26 protein-coding genes are annotated in these 22,893 nt (G+C 43.5%); 22 read left to right on the top strand and 4 right to left on the bottom strand.

The window, feature by feature from the left end; genetic code table 11:
- The 15 genes from atpF to I2E70_RS00620 all read left to right on the top strand — a co-directional run bounded on the left by atpF (position 1) and on the right by I2E70_RS00620 (position 14,318).
- Positions 1–495, top strand: a complete 495-nt coding sequence (atpF, locus tag I2E70_RS00550) for a F0F1 ATP synthase subunit B (RefSeq protein ID WP_155168944.1) — start codon at positions 1–3, stop codon at positions 493–495.
- A complete protein-coding gene (locus tag I2E70_RS00555; protein ID WP_024055549.1) occupies positions 495–1,031 on the top strand; it encodes a F0F1 ATP synthase subunit delta in 537 nt (178 codons plus the stop codon). The genes atpF and I2E70_RS00555 overlap by 1 nt, the downstream gene beginning before the upstream one ends.
- Positions 1,032–1,046: 15 nt before the next feature.
- A complete protein-coding gene (gene atpA, locus I2E70_RS00560) occupies positions 1,047–2,552 on the top strand; it encodes a F0F1 ATP synthase subunit alpha (protein WP_003006447.1) in 1,506 nt (501 codons plus the stop codon).
- 15 nt (positions 2,553–2,567) lie between these two features.
- Entirely contained in the window at positions 2,568–3,449 is an 882-nt protein-coding gene (locus I2E70_RS00565) for a F0F1 ATP synthase subunit gamma (protein ID WP_013903320.1), read from the top strand.
- A gap of 85 nt (positions 3,450–3,534) precedes the next feature.
- Positions 3,535–4,941, top strand: coding sequence for a F0F1 ATP synthase subunit beta (gene atpD / locus I2E70_RS00570; RefSeq protein WP_003006453.1), 1,407 nt, complete (start codon positions 3,535–3,537; stop codon positions 4,939–4,941).
- 13 nt (positions 4,942–4,954) lie between these two features.
- Positions 4,955–5,374 carry a F0F1 ATP synthase subunit epsilon gene (locus I2E70_RS00575; RefSeq protein WP_003002471.1) on the top strand — a complete coding sequence of 140 codons (420 nt, stop codon included), beginning with the start codon at positions 4,955–4,957 and terminating at the stop codon, positions 5,372–5,374.
- Positions 5,375–5,471: 97 nt separating this feature from the next.
- Entirely contained in the window at positions 5,472–5,702 is a 231-nt protein-coding gene (locus tag I2E70_RS00580) for a DUF1146 family protein (RefSeq protein WP_003006458.1), read from the top strand.
- Positions 5,703–5,768: 66 nt separating this feature from the next.
- Positions 5,769–7,052: a UDP-N-acetylglucosamine 1-carboxyvinyltransferase gene (gene murA / locus I2E70_RS00585; protein WP_049474821.1), complete on the top strand. Its 1,284-nt coding sequence runs from the start codon at positions 5,769–5,771 to the stop codon at positions 7,050–7,052.
- Positions 7,042–7,230: a DNA-directed RNA polymerase subunit beta gene (locus I2E70_RS00590; RefSeq protein WP_003006464.1), complete on the top strand. Its 189-nt coding sequence runs from the start codon at positions 7,042–7,044 to the stop codon at positions 7,228–7,230. The genes murA and I2E70_RS00590 overlap by 11 nt, the downstream gene beginning before the upstream one ends.
- Positions 7,231–7,313: 83 nt before the next feature.
- A complete protein-coding gene (locus I2E70_RS00595; protein ID WP_195422923.1) occupies positions 7,314–8,153 on the top strand; it encodes a DNA/RNA non-specific endonuclease in 840 nt (279 codons plus the stop codon).
- Between the two features lie 81 nt (positions 8,154–8,234).
- The gene (locus tag I2E70_RS00600; protein ID WP_195422925.1) at positions 8,235–8,957 is read left to right on the top strand and encodes a M57 family metalloprotease; all 723 of its coding nucleotides are present in this window, start codon (positions 8,235–8,237) and stop codon (positions 8,955–8,957) included.
- A 104-nt stretch (positions 8,958–9,061) separates the two neighbouring features.
- Positions 9,062–10,969 carry an ABC-F family ATP-binding cassette domain-containing protein gene (locus I2E70_RS00605; protein WP_070450495.1) on the top strand — a complete coding sequence of 636 codons (1,908 nt, stop codon included), beginning with the start codon at positions 9,062–9,064 and terminating at the stop codon, positions 10,967–10,969.
- Complete coding sequence (locus tag I2E70_RS00610; protein ID WP_195422927.1) at positions 10,970–11,842, top strand: XRE/MutR family transcriptional regulator; 873 nt, start codon at positions 10,970–10,972, stop codon at positions 11,840–11,842.
- 25 nt (positions 11,843–11,867) lie between these two features.
- The gene (locus I2E70_RS00615; protein ID WP_195422929.1) at positions 11,868–13,046 is read left to right on the top strand and encodes an MFS transporter; all 1,179 of its coding nucleotides are present in this window, start codon (positions 11,868–11,870) and stop codon (positions 13,044–13,046) included.
- A 108-nt stretch (positions 13,047–13,154) separates the two neighbouring features.
- Entirely contained in the window at positions 13,155–14,318 is a 1,164-nt protein-coding gene (locus I2E70_RS00620) for an MFS transporter (protein ID WP_195422931.1), read from the top strand.
- A 47-nt stretch (positions 14,319–14,365) separates the two neighbouring features.
- On the opposite strand, the gene I2E70_RS00625 is transcribed toward I2E70_RS00620, so the two are convergent.
- The 3 genes from I2E70_RS00625 to murT are packed head-to-tail and all read right to left on the bottom strand — an operon-like array spanning position 14,366 to position 16,792.
- Positions 14,366–14,650 (bottom strand): lipopolysaccharide assembly protein LapA domain-containing protein, encoded by a 285-nt coding sequence (locus I2E70_RS00625; protein ID WP_195423383.1) that lies wholly within the window; start codon positions 14,648–14,650, stop codon positions 14,366–14,368.
- A 10-nt stretch (positions 14,651–14,660) separates the two neighbouring features.
- Positions 14,661–15,449, bottom strand: coding sequence for a lipid II isoglutaminyl synthase subunit GatD (gatD, locus tag I2E70_RS00630; protein WP_045759263.1), 789 nt, complete (start codon positions 15,447–15,449; stop codon positions 14,661–14,663).
- Complete coding sequence (gene murT, locus I2E70_RS00635) at positions 15,449–16,792, bottom strand: lipid II isoglutaminyl synthase subunit MurT (RefSeq protein ID WP_195422933.1); 1,344 nt, start codon at positions 16,790–16,792, stop codon at positions 15,449–15,451. The genes gatD and murT overlap by 1 nt, the downstream gene beginning before the upstream one ends.
- A 103-nt stretch (positions 16,793–16,895) precedes the next feature.
- Here murT and cdaA point away from each other — a divergent pair, with 103 nt between their 5' ends.
- Genes cdaA through I2E70_RS00655 form a run of 4 tightly spaced genes read left to right on the top strand, consistent with a single transcriptional unit; the run spans position 16,896 to position 20,875 of the window.
- A complete protein-coding gene (gene cdaA, locus I2E70_RS00640; RefSeq protein WP_195422935.1) occupies positions 16,896–17,744 on the top strand; it encodes a diadenylate cyclase CdaA in 849 nt (282 codons plus the stop codon).
- A complete protein-coding gene (locus I2E70_RS00645) occupies positions 17,741–18,490 on the top strand; it encodes a YbbR-like domain-containing protein (protein ID WP_195422937.1) in 750 nt (249 codons plus the stop codon). Before cdaA ends, I2E70_RS00645 begins: the two co-directional genes overlap by 4 nt.
- Before the next feature lie 22 nt (positions 18,491–18,512).
- Complete coding sequence (glmM, locus tag I2E70_RS00650) at positions 18,513–19,862, top strand: phosphoglucosamine mutase (RefSeq protein ID WP_049506452.1); 1,350 nt, start codon at positions 18,513–18,515, stop codon at positions 19,860–19,862.
- A gap of 47 nt (positions 19,863–19,909) precedes the next feature.
- Positions 19,910–20,875, top strand: coding sequence for an Ig-like domain-containing protein (locus tag I2E70_RS00655; RefSeq protein ID WP_229060231.1), 966 nt, complete (start codon positions 19,910–19,912; stop codon positions 20,873–20,875).
- Here the strand turns inward: I2E70_RS00655 and I2E70_RS10515 are convergent.
- Positions 20,825–21,214: a hypothetical protein gene (locus I2E70_RS10515; RefSeq protein WP_229060252.1), complete on the bottom strand. Its 390-nt coding sequence runs from the start codon at positions 21,212–21,214 to the stop codon at positions 20,825–20,827. The genes I2E70_RS00655 and I2E70_RS10515 overlap by 51 nt on opposite strands.
- Here I2E70_RS10515 and I2E70_RS10520 point away from each other — a divergent pair.
- The 3 genes from I2E70_RS10520 to obgE all read left to right on the top strand — a co-directional run bounded on the left by I2E70_RS10520 (position 21,192) and on the right by obgE (position 22,868).
- The gene (locus I2E70_RS10520; protein WP_229060246.1) at positions 21,192–21,272 is read left to right on the top strand and encodes a hypothetical protein; all 81 of its coding nucleotides are present in this window, start codon (positions 21,192–21,194) and stop codon (positions 21,270–21,272) included. The genes I2E70_RS10515 and I2E70_RS10520 overlap by 23 nt on opposite strands.
- A gap of 117 nt (positions 21,273–21,389) precedes the next feature.
- Entirely contained in the window at positions 21,390–21,521 is a 132-nt protein-coding gene (locus tag I2E70_RS00660; RefSeq protein WP_195422939.1) for a DUF4044 domain-containing protein, read from the top strand.
- Positions 21,522–21,554: 33 nt separating this feature from the next.
- Complete coding sequence (obgE, locus tag I2E70_RS00665) at positions 21,555–22,868, top strand: GTPase ObgE (protein WP_013903339.1); 1,314 nt, start codon at positions 21,555–21,557, stop codon at positions 22,866–22,868.
- The last annotated feature ends 25 nt before the right edge of the window (positions 22,869–22,893 follow it).

Below are 22,893 nucleotides of genomic sequence, written 5' to 3' on the forward strand. Positions count from 1 at the left end.
ATGCATGTATCAATGAGTGAAATTATTGGTGACTTTATTCTCATTGCTGGTTCCTTCCTATTATTAATCTTTTTAATAAAGAAATTTGCATGGAACAATATCAATGGAATTTTAGAAGCGCGTGCCAAAAAGATTACAGATGATATTGATGGAGCTGAATCAGCTCGTCAAAAAGCTGAGGAACTAGCAAGTAAACGTGAAGAAGAGTTGGCAGGTAGCCGCAAAGAAGCTGCGTCTATCGTCGAAAATGCAAAGGAAACTGCAGAAAAGAATAAATCTCAGATCCTTTCAGAAGCCACTCAAGAAGCAGTACGTTTGAAAGAAAAAGCGCAACAAGAAATTGCGCATAACAAAGAAGAAGCATTGAACAGTATCAAAGGTGATGTGGCAGATCTCACTGTCAATCTTGCCAGCAAATTGTTGAGCCAACAGCTGGATGCTGAAGGTCAACGCCAACTGATCGATCGCTATCTTGATGAATTAGGAGAAGCCTAATGGACAAAAAGCAACTGATGGTGATTGAGAAATATACCCAGCCTTTTGTTCAATTGGTCTTTGAAAAAGGAGAACAAGATCTAGTCTTTGAAAAATTGACCCAAATCAAGGGGATTTTTGAGGAGACTGGACTTGCTAACTTCTTAGCTCATATCGGTGTAGAGGATGAAGAGAAAGCAAAAAGTCTCAGACTTTTTCAACCCTCGGATTCACAATTACTCGACCATTTGATTGAAGTGGTTATTCTCAATCATCGTGAAGCCTTATTTTATGACATTGTAACGATTTGTTTGGATCAGATTCAACTGTTGAGCAACGCTTTTGTCGTCACTGTTACGACGGTTGCTGGTTTGGATCCTGTTCAAGAGCAAAAGCTAATCCCCATTATCGAAAGAAAATTTGGGATTCAAGTTCGCTCGATCCAACAAAAGATCGATCCAGATTTAATTGGTGGCTTTGTCGTGACAGCCAATCATAAAACGTTGGATACCAGTCTCAAACACCAATTGCAAGTTATAAAATCTAAATTGAAATAGAAAGTGGTGTGAATTTTGGCGATTAACGCACAAGAAATCAGCGCTTTAATTAAGCAACAAATTGAAAATTTCAAGCCAAACTTTGACGTCACTGAGACAGGTGTTGTAACCTACATTGGTGACGGGATTGCCCGTGCTCATGGTCTTGAAAATGCCATGAGTGGTGAGTTGTTGATCTTTGAAAATGGCTCATACGGGATGGCCCAAAACTTAGAAACAACGGATGTCGGGATCATCATCTTAGGTGATTTCACGGATATTCGTGAAGGAGACTCTGTCCGTCGTACAGGTAAAATCATGGAAGTCCCTGCAGGGGATGCCTTGATTGGTCGGGTTGTTAACCCACTTGGCCAACCAGTAGATGGTTTGGGTGAGATTGTGACAGATAAATTCCGTCCAGTCGAAACACCAGCTCCTGGTGTTATGCAACGGAAATCTGTCTCAGAACCCCTACAAACTGGTTTGAAAGCCATTGATGCCCTTGTTCCAATCGGACGTGGTCAACGGGAATTGATTATCGGGGACCGTCAAACAGGGAAAACTTCGATTGCCATCGATACCATCTTGAACCAAAAGGGTCAAGACATGATCTGTATCTATGTGGCGATTGGTCAAAAAGAATCAACAGTTCGTACGCAAGTAGAAACTCTTCGTAAATACGGAGCCATGGATTATACGATTGTGGTAACCGCTTCGGCTTCTCAACCATCTCCATTGCTCTACTTGGCACCTTATGCCGGGGTTGCCATGGCAGAAGAGTTCATGTATAACGGTAAACACGTTTTGATCGTCTATGATGATTTGTCAAAACAAGCCGTAGCCTATCGTGAATTGTCCCTTCTTCTTCGTCGTCCACCAGGACGTGAAGCCTTCCCAGGGGATGTCTTCTATCTCCACAGCCGTTTGTTGGAACGTTCAGCTAAAGTTTCAGATGAATTGGGTGGTGGCTCTATTACAGCTCTTCCAATCATTGAAACCCAAGCAGGAGATATTTCTGCTTATATCGCAACCAACGTGATTTCGATCACAGACGGACAAATCTTCTTGCAAGATAGTTTGTTCAATGCTGGTATTCGTCCGGCCATTGATGCAGGTTCTTCTGTATCCCGTGTAGGGGGAGCTGCCCAAATCAAGGCTATGAAGAAAGTTGCGGGTACTCTTCGTATCGACCTCGCTTCCTACCGTGAATTGGAAGCCTTCACGAAATTTGGTAGTGACTTGGATGCTGCGACTCAAGCGAAATTGAACCGTGGTCGCCGAACAGTTGAAGTCTTGAAACAACCTGTTCATGAACCATTGACAGTTGAAAAACAAGTCGTGATCTTGTATGCCTTGACTCATGGTTTCTTAGATAGTGTTCCAGTAGACGATATTCTTCGTTTCCAAGAAGAGTTGTTTGATTACTTTGAAGCACATTATAACCAAATCTTTGAGACGATTCGTTCGACACATGATCTTCCAGCAGAAGAAGAACTGGATGCAGCCCTTACAGAATTTGTCAACCAGTCAAATTTCAAATAGAAATAGGAGTGGAAGATGGCAGTTTCATTAAATGATATAAAAAATAAAATTGCATCCACTAAAAATACCAGTCAAATTACCAATGCCATGCAGATGGTGTCCGCTGCCAAACTTGGTAAATCTGAGCAGGCAGCCAAGGATTTTCAGGTTTATGCTGCTAAGGTTCGTAAGCTCTTAACAGACTTGCTCCATGGACATGAAACAGAAAATACCAAGTCCCATCCGATGTTGGTGAGTCGCCCGGTAAAAAAGACAGCTTATATCGTGATTACATCCGATCGTGGTTTGGTTGGAGGTTACAATGCCTCCATCCTTAAAACCATGATGGAAATGAAGGCAGAATACCATCCAACTGGAGATGACTTTGAAGTGATCTGTATTGGAAGCGTCGGTGCGGATTTCTTCCGTGCCCGTGGGATTCAGCCGGTTTATGAATTGCGTGGTTTGCCTGATCAGCCTAGCTTTAAGGAAGTTCGCAAGATCATTTCGAAAACAGTCCAAATGTATCAGGAAGGCTTGTTTGATGAGTTGTACGTCTGTTACAACCACCACGTCAACAGTTTGACGAGTCAAATGCGGGTGGAACAAATGCTTCCAATTATTGATTTGGACCCCAATGAAGCGGATGAGGACTATGTATTGAATCTAGAATTGGAATCTAGTCGAGATGCCATTTTGGATCAATTGCTTCCTCAATTTGCTGAAAGCATGATATATGGTGCCATTATTGATGCTAAAACAGCTGAAAATGCTGCTGGGATGATGGCCATGCAAACTGCAACAGACAATGCCAAGAAAGTCATTGATGAATTAACGATTCAATACAACCGTGCTCGTCAAGCAGCGATTACACAAGAAATTACCGAAATCGTTGCGGGTGCTAGCGCCCTTGAATAGTTGTCGGATACAATTTTAAATACAAAAACAGATGCTTGAAAGAGAACTTTTGAGCAGTAGAAATTACTTAGAATAGGAGAATGACATGAGTTTAGGCAAAATTTCTCAGGTCGTAGGTCCCGTCGTAGACGTTGCCTTTTCCGTTGGAGATAAACTTCCTGAGATCAATAATGCGCTTGTAGTCTATAAAAATGACCAACAAAAATCAAAAGTCGTTCTTGAAGTAGCTTTGGAACTTGGTGATGGGGTCGTACGGACCATCGCCATGGAATCAACCGATGGTTTAACCCGTGGAATGGAAGTCTTGGACACAGGTCGTCCAATCTCTGTTCCTGTCGGAAAAGAAACCTTGGGACGTGTCTTCAATGTTCTTGGAGATACCATTGACTTGGATCAACCTTTTGCTGAGGATGCTCCTCGTGACTCCATCCACAAAAAAGCTCCATCCTTTGACGAGCTCTCTACTTCAGAAGAAATTCTTGAAACAGGGATCAAGGTCATTGACCTCTTAGCCCCTTATTTGAAAGGTGGGAAGGTCGGACTCTTCGGTGGTGCCGGAGTTGGGAAGACTGTCTTGATTCAAGAATTAATCCATAATATTGCCCAAGAACACGGTGGTATTTCTGTATTTACCGGTGTTGGGGAACGGACACGTGAAGGGAATGACCTTTACTGGGAAATGAAAGAATCTGGCGTTATTGAAAAAACAGCCATGGTCTTTGGACAAATGAATGAGCCACCTGGAGCACGGATGCGTGTTGCTTTGACTGGTTTGACCATTGCGGAATACTTCCGTGATGTCGAAGGTCAGGACGTTCTCTTGTTTATCGACAATATCTTCCGTTTCACCCAAGCCGGATCTGAAGTATCAGCCCTTTTGGGACGGATGCCATCAGCCGTTGGTTACCAACCTACTTTGGCAACTGAAATGGGTCAATTGCAAGAACGGATTACGTCAACGAAGAAAGGTTCTGTTACATCCATCCAAGCCATCTATGTGCCAGCCGATGACTATACAGACCCAGCGCCAGCAACCGCTTTTGCCCACTTGGATTCAACTACCAATTTGGAACGTAAATTGGTACAATTGGGGATCTACCCTGCGGTGGATCCATTGGCATCAAGCTCACGTGCCCTTTCTCCAGAAATCGTAGGAGAAGAACACTATGCAGTCGCTTCTGAAGTCAAACGCGTCCTTCAACGTTACCATGAATTGCAAGATATTATTGCTATCTTGGGGATGGATGAATTGTCTGACGAAGAAAAGACCTTGGTTGCTCGTGCTCGCCGGATCCAATTCTTCTTGTCACAAAACTTCAACGTTGCGGAACAATTTACAGGTCAACCTGGTTCTTATGTCCCAGTTGGAGAAACTGTTCGTGGCTTTAAAGAAATTTTGGATGGGAAATATGACCATCTTCCTGAAGATGCCTTCCGTGGTGTTGGATCGATCGAAGATGTGATCGCCAAAGCTGAAAAAATGGGATTCTAAGAAGAGGTGAAAGATGAGTCAAATGAACGTCCAAATCGTTACACCGGATGGACTGGTTTATGATCATCATGCCGCATTTGTATCTGTCAAGACAATTGATGGTGAATTAGGGATTTTACCTCATCATATCAATACCATTGCGGTTTTGGCTGTAGACCAAGTAAAGGTTCGTCGTGTCGACGATGACAAACATATTGATTGGATTGCAGTCAATGGTGGGATTATCGAAGTAGCTGATAATGTCATTACCATTGTTGCCGATTCTGCCGAACGTGCTCGAGATATCGACATTAGTCGTGCAGAACGTGCCAAACTGCGAGCTGAAAAAGCGATTGAAGAAGCCAAAGATCAGCATTCGGTTGATATGGAACGTCGTGCTAAAATTGCTCTTCAACGCGCCATTAACCGGATTAATGTCGGAAATCGTTTATAAGATATTCAAAATAAGGTGGAGGTTTTGTCCTCACCTTATTTTTGTTGGGAGAGAATCAAAAGAAGAAAGTACGGACCAAATATGGTATAATAGCTGTATGATTCAAATGATTTTTAATCTTTCAAGCCATCTATTGTTTATCTTTTTTGCCTATTACCTATTGATGAACCTGGTTCAATGGGAAAAGTTTTTAAAAGTAAGTGCTGAAAATGCGGTTAAAATCCGTTTTTTGATCTTGATGATCAGTGTTGGAATAGGCTATCTAGCCAGCTCATTTTTTATCAGTGTCTATGAGATGAGTCGGCAGATTTTTATTGGCCAATTCTAGCCACATTTTATAAAAAATATGGTATGATAGAAAGCGTGACTTTAAGAAATTGGAGAACAATCCCGTATGGAAAAAATAATCGTTAATGGTGGTCATAATCGACTGGTTGGAACCGTCAAAATCGAAGGAGCAAAAAATGCTGTCCTTCCTCTTCTTGCTGCAACAGTTCTAGCAAGCGAGGGCGTGACAACCTTGAAAAATGTACCTGTTTTATCAGATGTCTTTACAATGAACAATGTTGTTCGTGGGTTGAATGCACAAGTAACCTTCAATGAAGAAGACAATACGGTTGTCGTAGATGCGCAAGCAAAATTATCAGAGGAAGCACCTTATAAGTATGTGAGCAAGATGCGGGCTTCTATCGTTGTCCTAGGTCCTGTCTTGGCACGCAATGGCCATGCCAAAGTTTCCATGCCTGGAGGCTGTACGATCGGGAGTCGTCCGATTGACCTTCATCTCAAAGGTCTGGAAGCTATGGGAGCTGAAATTACCCAAACAGCCGGCTATATTGAAGCAAAAGCAGATCGTCTCAAGGGTGCACACATCTATATGGACTTCCCATCAGTAGGGGCGACACAAAATATTATGATGGCGGCAACCTTGGCAGATGGAGTCACGGTGATTGAAAATGCAGCTCGGGAACCTGAAATTGTTGACCTAGCTCTCTTGCTGAATAAAATGGGGGCTAATGTTAAGGGGGCAGGAACTGAGACCTTGACCATTGTTGGTGTGGAGAGCTTGCATGGGGCAAACCACAATGTTGTGCAAGACCGCATCGAGGCCGGAACCTTTATGATTGGGGCAGCCATGACTGGTGGAGATGTCTTGATCGAAGATGCCATTTGGGAACACAACCGTCCACTTCTATCTAAGATGCAGGAGATGGGTGTAACGGTAACCGAAGAAGAAAATGGCATTCGGATTCAGTCGGATATCAGTAAGCTCCGTCCAGTGACCGTTAAAACTCTTCCCTACCCAGGATTCCCAACCGATATGCAGGCTCAATTCACAGCCTTGATGGCCATGGCTAAAGGTGAGTCTACCATGATTGAAACGGTCTTTGAGAATCGCTTCCAGCATTTGGAAGAAATGCGTCGGATGGGCGTTCACTCGGATATTATGCGTGATACAGCTCGTATCGTTGGAGGGGAAAGCTTCCAAGGTGCAGAGGTCATGTCGACAGATTTACGAGCAAGTGCAACCTTGGTCTTGATGGGCTTGGTAGCAGAAGGAGAGACGAAAGTCAGCAAATTAAGTCACTTAGATCGTGGTTATTATCAATTCCATGAGAAATTAGTGGCACTAGGTGCAGACGTGAAACGTGTAGAGGAAGAAGACGATGAAAACTAATCTTCGCTATGTTGGAAAACAGCTAGGAATTGTCCTCCTGTTGGCTGTGATTGGAATCATCATTTTTGCAGTTGGTTTGGTCATTGGTTATGGAGTGATTGGAGATGGAAAAAATCCATGGTCCATTCTCTCTCCGGACACTTGGTCAGAGATCATTGGAAAACTAACAGGCAAATAAGCTTTTAACTAAAATTGAGTAAAAAGGAGAGCAGCGAATCGAGTCAGTGACCCATCTAGCGCTGCTCTTTTTTGGAGAGATGTATGGCAAAACAAACAGTAAGCAAACGAACCAAACAAACCCTAGCAGGTTTTGTGGTGGCAACGGCCCTAGCTATTGGGGGCTATTATTTCAATCAACCGACGGTAAAAGAAGCGACAGATCAGGTTGTTTCGGTGGTGACGAGTAGCCAACAAGAAACACCTAGTAAAGAGTTAGCTAGCTCTGTATTAACGAAATCTGCTCGTTCACAATTAGGAAATGACTTGGAATGGAATGGTGCTGGAGCCTTTGTAGTTAAGGGAAATCGAACAGATCTGGATGCCAGTGTGGCTAGTCAACCCTATGCGGATAACAAGACAAAAGAAGTCAATGGAAAGACTGTGCCTACGGTTGCCAATGCCATCATGACCAAAGCGACTCGCCAGTACAGAGATCGAGATGCAACAGGTAGTGGCCTAACCGATTGGAAACCAGCAGGTTGGCATCAGGTCCACAATCTATCCGGTGAGTATGACCATGCTGTGGATCGGGGCCATCTATTGGGCTACGCCTTGATCGGCAATCTCAAAGTTTTTGATGCTTCGACTAGTAATCCCAAAAACATCGCTGTGCAAACGGCTTGGTCCAATCAAGCCAATGATCCTCATTCCACTGGTCAAAACTATTATGAGACCCTGGTCCGAAAAGCACTGGATAAGAACAAGCGGATCCGCTATCGGGTGACCTTGATCTACAACCATCCAGAAGATCTGATTCCATTAGGTTCTCAGATCGAAGCTAAATCGAGTGATGGGACCCTTGAGTTCAATGTCTTTGTTCCCAATGTTCAAAGTGGGATTAGCCTGGATTACCAGACAGGAAAAGTAACCGTTCATCAATAAGCTGGAAAGCGTAGTTATTTAAGTTATTTTTAAGAATGGGGTGTTACAATTGCATACCTTCTTTAAGAGAAAGGAGAATGTATGAGAACCATTTTTCGATTTTTCAGAGGAATCCTTCGTATGGCTTGGAGTCTTTTTTGGGGATTTTTCTGGACCATTGCCATCAGTTTTCTCGTTCTAGAGGGGATCATCTATTTCACAGATTCTCCTAGTTCTGGTATGGATGGGTTTGGACGAGCTGCCCAAAAGGTTGTCTATCAAGTCGGGAATTTGTTTGGTGATCAGGGTTTTGCATCGCGCTTCGGGATGACACCTAGCTCACAGACCACGCAGACGGACAATCATGAGCATAGCGGTGCTCGCTGGGAAAAAGCGGAGGCCACGGTCTACCTGGATCCCAATATCAGTCAAACTTTTGTAAAAGCTTATCGGGATGCTATTGAGGCTTGGAACCAAACAGGCGCCTTTACCTTCAAATTGGTTACAAATGAAAAAGAGGCTAATGTGGTCTTGACGGAAATGGATAACGCATCGGTTTCTGCTGCAGGAGAGACTGCCTCTCAGACTAACCTTTTAACCAACCGGTTCACCCACATCACAGTGCGTCTCAATCGCCATTATCTTTTAAATTATGTCTATAACTATAGTTATGATCGAATTGTCAATACAGCTGAGCATGAGCTAGGCCATGCGATAGGGCTGGACCACACTGATGGAGAATCGGTCATGCAACCGGCTGGTTCCTTCTACAGTATTCAGGATACAGATGTGGAAGCAGTTCGACAATTGTATAAGGAAGAATAAGTTTTAAAATACTTTCTAAAAGTTCTGAGCCTCAAGGGGCTCAGGATTTTTTTGATGGCTCGTCTTTTCTTGTTTAATCCGTAAAAAGATAGTAAAATAGGGACATGATTATTTTACAAGCCAACAAAATTGAACGCTCTTTTGCAGGGGAGGTTCTTTTTGATAATATCAGCCTGCAAGTGGATGAACGGGACCGGATTGCCCTGGTCGGAAAGAACGGAGCCGGTAAGTCTACCCTCTTAAAAATCTTGGTGGGAGAAGAAGAACCAACTTCAGGAGAAATCAATAAAAAGCGGGATCTTTCTCTCTCTTATTTAGCCCAGGATAGTCGCTTTGAGTCGTCCAATACTATCTACGATGAGATGCTCCATGTCTTTGACGACCTCCGTAAAACGGAGAAAACTTTGCGGCAGATGGAGCTTGCGATGGGGGAAAAAACTGGGGCTGACTTAGAAAAACTCATGCAGGACTATGACCGTCTATCGGAAGAATTCCGTCAGGCTGGTGGCTTCACCTATGAAGCAGATATCCGCGCCATTCTCAACGGCTTTAAGTTCGATGAGTCTATGTGGCAGATGAAGATTGAAGAGCTGTCTGGAGGGCAAAATACCCGTCTAGCTCTGGCCAAGATGCTCTTAGAAAAACCAAATCTCCTGGTACTGGACGAGCCGACCAACCACTTGGATATTGAGACCATCGCCTGGTTGGAAAACTATCTGGTCAATTATAGTGGGGCCCTTCTCATTGTCAGCCACGACCGGTATTTCCTAGATAAGGTCGCAACCATTACACTGGACTTGACCAAGCATTCTTTAGATCGCTATGTCGGTAATTACTCCAGTTTTGTGGAGCAAAAAGAGCAAAAATTGCTGACCGAAGCCAAGAACTACGAGAAACAACAAAAAGAAATCGCGGCGCTGGAAGACTTTGTTAATCGCAATTTGGTGCGGGCGTCGACTACCAAGCGGGCTCAGTCTCGGCGCAAGCAGTTAGAAAAAATGGAGCGTCTAGACAAGCCGGAAGCTGGGACCAAGTCTGCCCATATGACCTTCCATGCCGATAAGACCTCGGGAAATGTCGTCCTGACAGTAGAAGAGGCAGCCGTCGGCTATGACGATCAAATCCTGTCAGAGCCTATCAATCTGGACATCCGCAAGATGAATGCAGTCGCTATTGTGGGACCAAATGGGATCGGGAAATCTACTCTTATCAAGTCTATCGTCGGACAGATTCCTTTTATCAAGGGGGAAGCTCGTTTTGGGGCCAATGTCGAGGTGGGCTACTATGACCAGACCCAAAGTAAACTAACCCCTCACAACAGTGTCTTGGATGAGCTCTGGAATGACTTTAAACTGACACCAGAAGTAGAAATTCGCAATCGCCTAGGAGCCTTTCTTTTCTCTGGGGATGATGTTAAGAAAACCGTCGGCATGCTGTCAGGTGGAGAGCGGGCCCGCTTGCTTCTAGCCAAGCTGTCCATGGAGAATAACAATTTCTTGATTCTCGACGAGCCGACCAACCACTTGGACATCGATAGCAAGGAAGTGCTGGAAAATGCCTTGATTGATTTTGATGGGACCTTGCTCTTTGTCAGCCACGACCGTTACTTTATCAATCGGGTGGCTACTCAAGTTTTGGAACTCTCAGAAGAAGGCTCAACCCTTTACCTAGGAGACTACGATTATTATTTGGAGAAAAAAGCTGAGTTAGAAGCCCTAGCTGCAGCACAAGCAGAAGCTGTGCCTGTTTCTTCGACCGAAGAAGTCACCAGCAATGATTATCACTTGCAGAAGCAAAACCAAAAGGAACTCCGGAAAATTACTCGTCGCATTGAGCAATTGGAAGCAGAGATGGAAGAGTTGGATCAAAAAATCCAAGACATCACCGAAACCATGCATAGCACCAATGATGCAGCTGACTTGGTTCAACTCCAGAGCGAGCTGGATCAACTAACTGTCCAGCAGGAAGCGGTTATGGAAGAGTGGGCAGAACTGTCAGAGCAGGTGGAATAGATGGACAATCTTGGAAAAGTTTTTCGTGAATTTCGAATCAGTAAGAATTATTCGTTAAAAGAAGCTGCAGGAGAAGCTTGCTCGACCTCCCAATTATCCCGTTTTGAATTAGGGGAGTCGGATCTAGCTGCTTCGCGCTTCTTTGACATTTTGGACAATATCCATGTGACGATTGAGAATTTTATGGATAAGGCCAGAAATTTTCAACACCATGAGCATGTCGCCATAATGGCTCAGATTATTCCGCTTTACTACTCAAATGATATTGCAGGTTTTAAAAAGCTTCAAAGAGAACAACTTGAAAAAGCCAAGAGTTCGACCAATCCTCTCTATTTTGAGCTGAACTGGATCCTGCTACAAGGGCTGATTTGCCAGAGAGATGCCAGCTACACCATGAAGCAGCGTGATCTGGATAAGGTGGCGGATTACCTCTTTCAAACGGAAGAGTGGACCATGTATGAATTGATCCTCTTTGGCAATCTATACAGCTTTTATGAGGTGGACTATGTCACACGGCTTGGGAGAGAAGTGATGGAGCGTGAAGATTTCTACAAAGAAATTGGTCGCCATCGCAAACTGGTCTTGATTCTAGCCCTGAATTGCTACCAACATTGTTTAGAACATCGTTCTTTTGAAAACGCCAGCTATTTTGAAGCCTATGTAGAAAAGATTATCGGCAAGAGCATCAAGCTCTACGAACGCAATGTCTTTCATTATCTCAAAGGATTTGCCCTCTATCAGAAGGGGCAAACAGAAGAAGGGCGGCAGCAAATGAGGGAAGCCATGCACATTTTTGATGTGCTGGGACTGCCAGAGCAGGTGGCCTATTATCAAGAACACTTTGATAAATTTGTAAAAAATGAATGTTCCTAAATAGGACAGTGATAAAGGAGATTTTATGAACCGACATGCGGTCCAATTAATTAGTCGTGGAGCTATTAACAAAATTGGAAATATGCTCTATGATTATGGGAATAGTGTCTGGCTGGCCTCGATGGGGACTATAGGAAAGACGGTATTAGGGATCTATCAGATTTCTGAGTTAGTGACAGGGATTCTCGTGAATCCTTTTGGAGGAGTGATTTCAGACCGTTTTTCTCGTCGCAAGATTTTGATGACGACCGACTTGGTTTGTGGACTCCTTTGTTTGGCGATTTCTTTTATCACAAATGATAGCTTGATGATTGCGGCTCTTATTTTTGCCAATATTGTTCAGGCCATTGCCTTTGGTTTTTCTCGACCTGCCAATAAAGCCATTATTACCGAGGTAGTAGAGAAAGAAGAGATTGTGACCTATAACGCTCACTTGGAGTTAGTCTTACAGGTTGTTAGTGTCTGTTCACCTGTTTTTTCTTTCCTAGTTCTACAATTTGCCAGTCTTCATATGACCCTCTTATTAGATGCACTGACCTTTTTCATTGCTTTTGTCCTAGTGGCTTTCCTTCCGAAAGAAGAAGCTAAGGTGCAAGAGAGGAAACAGTTTACCGGGAAAGATATTTTTTCTGATATCAAGGATGGGTTAGACTATATCTGGCATCAGAAAGAGATTTTCTTTCTCTTGTTGGTGGCTTCTAGCGTCAATTTCTTTTTTGCAGCTTTTGAGTTTTTACTTCCCTTCTCGAATCGTCTATACGGGGTTAAAGGAGCTTATGCGACTATTTTAACGCTGGGAGCTATTGGATCTATTCTAGGAGCGCTTGTTGCCAATAAAATGAAATCAAGTATGAGAATTCTCCTGTTTTTACTGATCATGGCAGGGGTCGGAGTGTTCATAATGGGCTTGCCTCTTCCGCCTTATCTTTCCTTTTCAGGAAATCTGGTCTGTGAATTTTTTGTGACCATTTTCGACATCCACGTTTTTACCCAAGTACAAACCAAGGTGGAAGATGATTATCTAGGTAGAGTATTGAGCACAATTTATACCTTGGCTGTTCTCTTTATGCCCATCGCCAAAGGGTTGATGACTTGGTTGCCAAGCGTCCGTATGAAATCATTTCTCTTGATTGGAGCTGGGGTTATTCTCTTTTCACTCTTGGCTCAGCTAGTAGCTAAGCAACTTCAATCAAAAGAACAGTAGGGATCCTTTGATAAATTTGTAAAGCATTAATTTTCCCAAATAGGGGACAAAATGAAAACCTCTTTCATGAACTGATACAATAGTTTCAGAAAATGAAGGAGGTTTTTTATGAATCGACATGCTATCCAGTTGATTGCTCGTGGGGCGATCAATAGAATGGGAAATATGCTCTATGACTATGGGAACAGTGTTTGGCTGGCTTCGATGGGGACGGTAGGAAAGACAGTGTTGGGGATTTATCAGATTTCTGAACTCGTCACCTCCATTCTAGTCAATCCATTTGGAGGCGTGATCTCAGACCGTTTTTCCCGTCGCAAGATTTTGATGACGACCGACTTGGTTTGTGGTCTCCTTTGTTTGGGCATTTCTTTTATCAGGAATGATCGTTGGATGATTGCGGCCCTGATTGTTGCCAATATTGTCCAGGCCATTGCTTTTGCTTTCTCTCGTACGGCTAATAAAGCCATTATCACAGAAGTTGTAGAAAAGGATGAGATTGTGACCTATAATGCCCGCTTGGAGTTGACCTTACAAGTGGTCGGTGTTAGTTCTCCTGTGTTCTCTTTCCTTGTTTTACAATTTGCCAGTCTCCATGCGACTCTCTTACTAGATGCGCTAACTTTTTTCATCGCCTTTGTTCTGGTCGCTTTCCTTCCGAAAGAAGAAGCCAAGGTTCAGGAAAAGAAACGGCTTACGGGAAAAGATATTTTTTCGGATATGAAAGATGGACTAGACTATATCTGGCATCAGAAAGAGATTTTCTTTCTCTTGTTGGTGGCTTCCACCGTCAATTTCTTTTTTGCAGCTTTTGAGTTTTTGATTCCTTTTTCGAATCGCCTTTACGGGGTCAAAGGAGCATATGCGACCATCTTAACCTTGGGCGCTATTGGCTCTATCATCGGAGCCTTGATTGCTAATAAATTTAAATCAAGCATGGAAATGCTACTTTTCTTATTGATTTTAACAGGAGTAGGAGTCTTCATGATGGGCTTGCCCCTTCCGCCTCTTCTTTCCTTTTCTGGAAATTTGGTCTGTGAACTCTTTATGACAATTTTTAACATCCACTTTTTTACCCAGGTTCAAACAAAGGTAGAAGGAGACTATCTGGGACGGGTCTTAAGCACCATTTTTACCTTGGCTATTCTCTTTATGCCTGTGGCTAAAGGATTGATGACCTGGTTACCAAGTGTCCGTGTAGAATCTTTTCTCCTGATAGGAGCTGGTGTCATCCTCTTTTCACTCCTAGCTCAAGTAGTCGCCAAGCAACTGTAATCAAATGAAGGTAAATCAGCATGAAAAAAGCACCGATCGGTGCTTTTTTAGTTGTTATCTTTGTCTTCTGCTTTAACTTCTTTCTTTTCTTCCTCCAGTTGCTTTTGAGTGCTCTTGAGTTCTTTTTTTAGGGAGAATCCCTTTGAAAAATTAACCAAGGTCATGACGAATGCACCCAAGAGGACACAGAGCAAGATCAGAATGATCAAGGGCAATTTAAATTGGACCAAGAGGAAATTTACGGTAACCGATTGCATGTTTGCAAGGGAAATACCAGCAATCAATAAAATTAAAAGTAATAAAGCAATGTAGTGTAGATTATTTTTGTTCATCATTATCTCCTTATTGTTCAGTAGGGGCCTTGCTTTTCACATCAGCGTACTCTTCCGGCTGCTCTAGGCTTAGAATCTCCTCATAAGCCGGTAGGGAAAGGTCCTTGCCATATTTATTTTTTAAAGCAGTGCTCACTAGGCGATAGGCCAAATTGGCATTTCGGGACAAGATAGGACCGTGGAAGTAGCTGCCAAAGACGTTCTTGTAATGAACCCCTTCGCATCCATCTTCTTTGTTGTTCCCATTTCCATAGACGACCTTGCCCAGTGGTTTTTCATCCTCAGCCAAGAAGGTCCGACCTTGGTGGTTCTCAAAACCATAATAGGTTTCGTTAAATTCTTCGTTATGGATTTTGATATCACCGATATAGCGGTTGTTGACTTGGTTGAGCGTATAGTGGCCCATAATACCGAGGCCCTCAATGCGTTTGCCAGAAGCTTCAATGTAGTATTGGCCTAGAAGTTGAAAGCCACCACAGATAGCAAGGACTACCCCATCGTCATGAATAAAGCGTTCGAGGTCTTCTTTTTTATCTGGTAGATCCTCGGATACAATGGTCTGTTCGTAGTCTTGCCCGCCGCCGAAAAAGGCGATATCGTAGGCATCAGGGTCGAACCGGTCTTTGAGAGAGACGATATCAACAGTGACATGGGCTCCAAGCTTTTCCGCAACGTACTTGAGCATGAGGATATTTCCATTGTCCCCATAGGTATTCATTAAGTTGCCATAGAGATGGGCAATGCGCAGGCTGTAGGGATACTGTGCCTGATCAGAAGATTCTAGGGAAGTATAAGTCATTAGTGCATCTCCTTTTCAATCAGGTGTTCTTGGGCCAAGAGTTCACGGAATTCTAGCATGGCTGTATAGGTAGCTAAAATGTAAGCATGAGGGGTTTCCTGTTGCTGGATACGTTGGAAGACCTCTTTTAATTCAGCCATTTCAGTGATCTGGTCAGCAGGATAGCCAGTGACCCGGAGTCGCCGAGCGATCTCAGAGTGGCGTACTCCTCCGGCGTTAATCTCTGGGATGTCCATCTGGGTGATTTGCTCAAAGTCCGCATCCCAGATCCAGCTGGTGTCGATCCCATCTGCATAATTCGCGTTGAGAAGCACAGACAAGCTGAAGGAATACGGCGCTAGTTTGATCATTTCAATAGCCTGAGTAGCTCCAACTGGATTTTTGATCAGGACTAGGGTACATTCCTTATCCCCAATCTTAAAGGTTTCCTGACGACCGAAGACAGCGCGGCTGCGATCAAATCCTTGCTTAATCACTTCAGGTTGAACCCCAAAGAATCCAGCAACAGAGACAGCTGCTAAGGCATTGTAGATGTTGTAGAGACCACCGATATTGATGTGGTAATCTTGCCCTTGGATCCGGAAGTTGGAAGATCGATGGGTTAAAGAGATGAGGTCCGATACGGCATAGGTCAGAGGGGGCCGGTGGAAACCACAGTGTTCACAGATATAATCTCCCAGGTTAGCATAGGTATTGAGCTTGTACTTGAGGATGTTGTGGCAATGCGGGCACAGGATTCCTTCGGTATTGTAATGGGCTAGTTGTGGCTCTGATTTTTCTGTATCAAATCCATAATATTGGATCGGATTGGATAAGGTCTGACTATTAAAGAGCGGACTATCTCCATTTAACAGAACCGTCGCAGTTGGGACCTTGTGAATGGCATCCAAAATCATTTGGTAGGTCGTATAGATCTCTCCATAGCGGTCCATCTGATCTCGGAAAATATTGGTGACCACAAAAAGGCTGGGCTTAATATAATCACAAATCCGAGAGAGGCTGGCCTCGTCAATTTCAAGTACCGCAATCGGTCGATTTGATTTCGAATGCTTAGCCCGTAAGAAGGTCGTTGTAATCCCAGAGATCATATTGGCCCCACTTGGATTGGTTAAAATCGGTCCAAAAGCTTCTTGGAGAATACCTACGGTTAGCGCAGTGGTCAGGGTTTTTCCATTTGTTCCTGTAATCACAACAATCTCATAGTTTTTGGCCAGTTGACTGAGAATATCTTTATCAAATTTGAGGGCTACTTTACCTGGTAGGGTTGATCCCCGCCCCATTTTTTCTAGAATAGAGCCGGAAAGCTTTCCTGCCAGAAGGCCCAAGGTTGTATTTATCTTCATAAATCATATTTTATCATAAAAAGCATCAGAAGGTTACAGAAAAATCTGTTGAAACGTGTTATAATAAGATGATGTCTTTTAGAGAAGTGGTAGGTATGAGAATATGAATATTCAACAGTTTTCAAATCCACAATTTTGGACCAGTTTGTTCCCGAATTGGTGGAGTGTTATTATCAATATCATCGATATTGCCCTGGTGGCTTGGTTGTTGTATTTTTTGATCAAGGCCATCGTCGGGACCAAGATCATGATTTTGGTGCGTGGGGTCATTATCTTTTTCTTGGCTCAATTTTTAGCCAATTTTTTGGGTTTAACGACTATTTCTTGGCTGATCAATCAAGTGATTACCTATGGGGTTATTGCGCTGGTTGTGATTTTCTCCCCTGAAATTCGGATTGGCCTAGAGCGTCTAGGTCGGGCGACAGAATTTTTTACGACGAGTGAAGTCAGTCAGGAAGAGAAGATGGTTCAGGCCTATGTCAAGGCAGTAGCTTATATGAGCCCACGTAAGATTGGTGCCTTGGTAGCTATTCAAGGAGCCAGAACCCTTCAGGAATATATCTCCACAGGGATTCCTCTAGATGCAGAGATTTCAGGAGAATTGCTGATTAATATCTTCATTCCTAATACTCCTTTGCATGATGGAGCCGTCATTGTCCGCAATGATAAAATCGCTGTTTCTTGTGCCTACCTGCCCTTGACCGAAAATACTGGAATTTCAAAAGAGTTCGGAACGCGTCACCGCGCGGCTATTGGTTTATCTGAAGTTTCGGATGCCTTTACCTTTGTGGTATCAGAAGAAACGGGCGGGATCTCTGTGACCTATAATGGAACCTTCCGACATGATTTAACCTTAGACGAGTTCGAGGCAGAATTGAGAGCCTTCTTGGTTCCTGAAGAGAATAAAACGACTAGTTGGAAAGAGCGTCTATTTGGGAGGGTAACAAAATGAGATCGAAAAAAGAATTTCTTTATGTTTTTGCCTCCGTCTTATTGTCCTTTATCTTGTTTATCAATGCATCTTCCTTTAATTTTCAAAATAATAGCAGCGCTAGACAAGTGAGTTCAGAGACCTACACCAATACCTTGACCAATATTCCGATTGATGCTAAGTACAATGATAAGACATACTTTGTCAGTGGGTTAACATCGGAGGTAACGGTCTTTCTAAAGGGTTCAAACCGGGTCGCTCTTGCAAGCGAAATGCAGCCGGGAACGCGAAAATTTCGCGTGGTAGCCGATTTTCGTAAGGCCAAGGAAGGTACCGTCGAAGTGCCATTGATTGTAGAAGATCTTCCAGCCGGTTTGACCGCAACCGTTGAGCCTCAGAAAGTTTCTGTAAAAATCGGGAAGAAAGCGAAAAAAACGTTTGCGGTCAGGGCTACGATCCCGGACAATCAAATTGTGGATGGAATCACGGTATCGGATATTTCTCTTGAAACCACCAAGGTAGAAGTGACCAGCGATCAAGAAACCTTGAGTCGCATTGATCATGTCCAAGCGGTCTTCCCATCCAGTGAGATCATTAGTGGAAATTATAGCGGAACTATTTCCTTAAATGCAGTAGATGCCCAAGGAAATGTTCTACCAGGTCTGGTAAATCCGAGTGAAACACGGATTAAAGTAAGCACAAAGAGTAGCTCGTCTACGTCAAGCTCAAGCAGTTCGTCGTCGACCTCCTCCAGTTCAAGTAATTAGAAAGTAAAAAAGGTAATGAAGAATGGGTAAATATTTTGGAACGGACGGTGTCCGTGGAGAAGCAAATGTAGAATTAACGCCAGAATTGGCTTTTAAACTAGGCCGTTTCGGTGGCTATGTCTTGAGCCAACACGAAGAAGAAACGCCCTTGGTATTTGTTGGACGTGATACACGTATTTCTGGTGAAATGTTAGAGCATGCCTTAATTGCTGGCCTCTTATCTGTTGGAATTCGCGTCTACAAGTTGGGTGTGATTGCAACACCAGGTGTCGCTTATCTAGTTCGTACGGAAAAAGCCAGCGCCGGAGTGATGATTTCTGCTAGCCACAATCCAGCCTTGGACAATGGCATCAAATTCTTTGGTGGTGATGGTTTCAAATTGGATGACGATCGCGAACTTGAAATTGAGGCCTTGCTTGATGCTGCTGAAGATACGCTTCCACGTCCAAGTGCGCAAGGTTTAGGAACGGTCATGGAATATCCGGAAGGCTTGCGTAAGTATCAAGAATTCCTTGTATCGACAGGTATCCAACTCGAGGGCATGCACGTAGTCTTAGATACAGCAAATGGTGCAGCCTCTACTAGTGCCCGTCAAATCTTTGCAGATTTGGGAGCTCAATTGACCGTCATCGGTGAAAACCCAGATGGTTTGAACATCAATGATGGGGTTGGTTCTACTCACCCAGAGCATTTGCAAGAGAAAGTCAAAGAAGTAGGTGCAGCGATTGGTCTTGCCTTTGACGGAGACAGCGATCGCTTGATTGCTGTGGATGAAAATGGAGAGATCGTGGACGGCGATAAGATCATGTACATCATCGGTTCTTATCTTTCAAGCAAGGGCTTGCTCGAAAAAAATACGATCGTCACAACCGTCATGTCCAATCTCGGATTCCACAAGGCATTAGATGCGAAGGGGATTCAAAAAGAAATCACAGCTGTCGGAGACCGTTATGTGGTCGAAGAAATGCGCAAATCAGGATACAATCTTGGTGGTGAACAATCTGGTCATGTCGTCATCATGGATTACAATACAACTGGTGATGGTCAATTAACAGGAGTTCAATTGACGAAAATCATGCAAGAAACCGGCAAGAAATTATCTGAATTGGCTGCTGAAGTAACCATTTATCCACAAAAACTGGTCAATATCCGGGTTGAAAATAGCATGAAAGACAAGGCGATGGAAGTCCCTGCTATTCGTGAAATCATTGAAAAAATGGAAGCGGAAATGGCAGGAAATGGACGCATCCTCGTGCGTCCAAGTGGAACTGAACCCCTCCTTCGTGTGATGGCAGAAGCACCTACCCATGAAGAAGTGGACTACTATGTAGATACCATTGCTGCAGTTGTTCAAGCAGAAATCGGACTTTAACCTTGTAAAAAACACGGCTCGAAAATAGGCGAGCAGAGGAGGTATATATGAAACAGGTTCGTCAAATTGTATGGGCACTTGCCTTAGTGCTAACGATTCTATTCACAGCTGGTTTGACTAAAACAATTCAGGCCGCTGAAGTCTCGTCTTATACACAGACAGCACGCTTAACGAAAGATGGCAATCCTTTAACGAATGGCAGCAAGGTGTTGACGAATGAAAAATTGTCAGCAAGCATTTCTTTGACCTTCCCTGATTCGCAAGCCATTCAAGCTGGTGATACTTTAACAATTAGCTTACCAAAAGAATTAACCCTCTACACAGCATTGGAATTCAATGTTCTTGAGGAAGGCCAATCAAATGGTCAAACTGTGGGGAAAGCTGTCGTTGATACAGGTAAGAAAACAGTGACCGTTACCTTTAATGATTATTTCGCATCTCATCCACTTAACAAGCGAGTTGCCTTGCATTTTGATGTAAAAGTAGACTCAGAAGTGGTCACTAAAACATCCCCAATCCAATTTAAACTAGGCAATACAGATTTTTCATTGAATTATGAAAAGACTGATGGAGAAGCTGGAGACTATGAGATGAAATACGGCTACCAAGATAAGTCTGATCCAACCATTATCAAATGGCGGATTCTCTTAAATGCCCGTCAAGATATGCTGAGAGGAATGGTCATTAAAGACCAATTCGGAGATGGTTTAACATTGGTTGAAGGGAGCTTACGTGCGGTTCGCTATGCTCCTGTAGAAGGTGGGATCAAGAACGAAGCTCAGATCTTGAGTCTCCCAGTTCTAGATAACTTTACTAAAAAAGCTGTTTTCAATAAGAATGCAGATGGAAAGACCACTGGTTTTACAATTGAATTTGGTGATAACTACAATTGGCCAATGTATATTGAATATTCTACAAAAGTAGCTCCTGGAACGAAAGTCGGCGATATTGTCCATAATACGTTAACATGGACGGCAACCAATTTCCCAGCACCCTCGTACCTTGACCCGTGAGGTGAGATTGGAAACAGGATCTGGAGAGGGATTAGGTGAGAAAGAACAAACACCACCGACACCTAGCTCAACCTCCTCATCAAGTTCTAGTTCATCATCAAGCTCATCATCCTCATCAAGTTCTAGTTCATCATCAAGCTCATCATCTTCAACGAGTTCTAGTTCATCATCAAGTTCATCATCTTCATCGAGTTCTGGTTCTACATCGAACTCAACATCCACATCAAGTTCTTCATTGAAATCATCTTCATCTTCTGTTAAAGAAGAAGCTCCAAAACCTGGTAAGAAAAAAGTTCTTCCAAGTACAGGTGAAAAGATGACACCGGTGGTTCTTGTCATGGGTGTCTTCCTAGCAGTTCTATCGGTTGGAGTTTTACGTGTAAGAAAAGATTCTTAAAATGATCAATGAAAGATCAGACATCTGTCTGGTCTTTTTGTGTAGGCTCGATTTGAAAAATCCCCTATTTCGTGGTAAAATAGGGCTAATGAATTTATAGTAATCGAGGTATTAGAAGTGGCTTTTGGAGATAACGGAAAACGTAAAAAAACACCATTTGAAATGATCACGATGGTGGTTATTGTGATTATGTTGATTGTAACGATTGGTGCAATCTTTGCAACCGCAATTGGTGCTCTTTCTTACTAAGACGCACGCAGAAATAAAGGAAATCATCTATTTATGAGTATGTTTTTAGATACAGCCAAGATTAAGGTCAAGGCTGGAAATGGCGGCGATGGCATGGTGGCTTTTCGCCGTGAAAAATATGTCCCTAATGGCGGACCTTGGGGTGGTGATGGAGGTCGTGGTGGCAATGTCATCTTCGTAGTAGACGAAGGCTTGCGCACCTTGATGGACTTCCGTTATAATCGACATTTCAAAGCCCAAAATGGGGAAAAAGGAATGACCAAAGGGATGCACGGACGGGGAGCAGAAGATCTCTATGTACGAGTCCCTCAAGGAACGACCGTCCGAGATGCAGAGACTGGTAAGGTCATTACAGACCTAGTTGAAAATGGACAAGAGTACATTGTCGCCCACGGTGGCCGTGGCGGACGTGGAAATATTCGTTTTGCTACTCCTAAAAATCCAGCTCCAGAGATTTCTGAGAACGGGGAACCTGGTCAGGAACGCGAACTCGAATTAGAGCTCAAGGTCTTGGCAGACGTTGGTTTGGTTGGCTTCCCATCAGTAGGGAAATCAACCCTTCTTAGTGTCATCACTTCAGCCAAACCAAAGATTGGAGCTTATCATTTCACAACCATCGTTCCAAACTTAGGCATGGTTCGGACGCCGTCAGGTGAATCCTTTGCAGTCGCAGACCTTCCTGGATTGATTGAAGGAGCTAGCCAAGGTGTTGGACTCGGAACCCAGTTCCTTCGTCACATCGAGCGCACCCGGGTTATCTTGCATGTTATTGATATGTCGGCGAGCGAAGGACGCGACCCTTACGAAGATTATGTTCAAATCAATAAAGAGCTTGAAACTTATAATCTTCGTTTGATGGAGCGACCTCAGATTATCGTGGCAAATAAAATGGATATGCCAGAAAGTCAAGAAAACTTGAAAGAGTTCAAGAAGAAATTGGCAGCCAATTACGATGAGTTTGATGAACTGCCACAGATCTTCCCGATCTCTAGTTTGGCTCATCAAGGTTTAGACAATTTGTTAGATGCAACGGCAGAATTGTTAGACAAAACACCAGAATTCCTCTTGTATTCAGAAGACGACATGGCCCAAGAAGAAGTCTACTATGGCTTTGATGAAGACCAGCCAGCCTTTGACATCAGTCGTGATGACGATGCCGCTTGGGTCTTATCTGGTGAAAAACTTGAAAAACTCTTTAATATGACGAATTTCGATCGGGATGAAGCAGTCATGAAATTTGCTCGTCAATTGCGTGGAATGGGTGTTGATGAAGCTCTCCGTGCACGTGGGGCAAAAGATGGCGATATCGTCCGGATCGGTAAATTTGAATTTGAGTTTGTAGATTAAGGGTGATCCTGAGCGGGTCAAGGAT

This window comes from Streptococcus parasanguinis (genome assembly GCF_015556095.1).
In the GTDB taxonomy this organism is placed as follows: Bacteria; Bacillota; Bacilli; order Lactobacillales; family Streptococcaceae; genus Streptococcus; species Streptococcus parasanguinis_Q.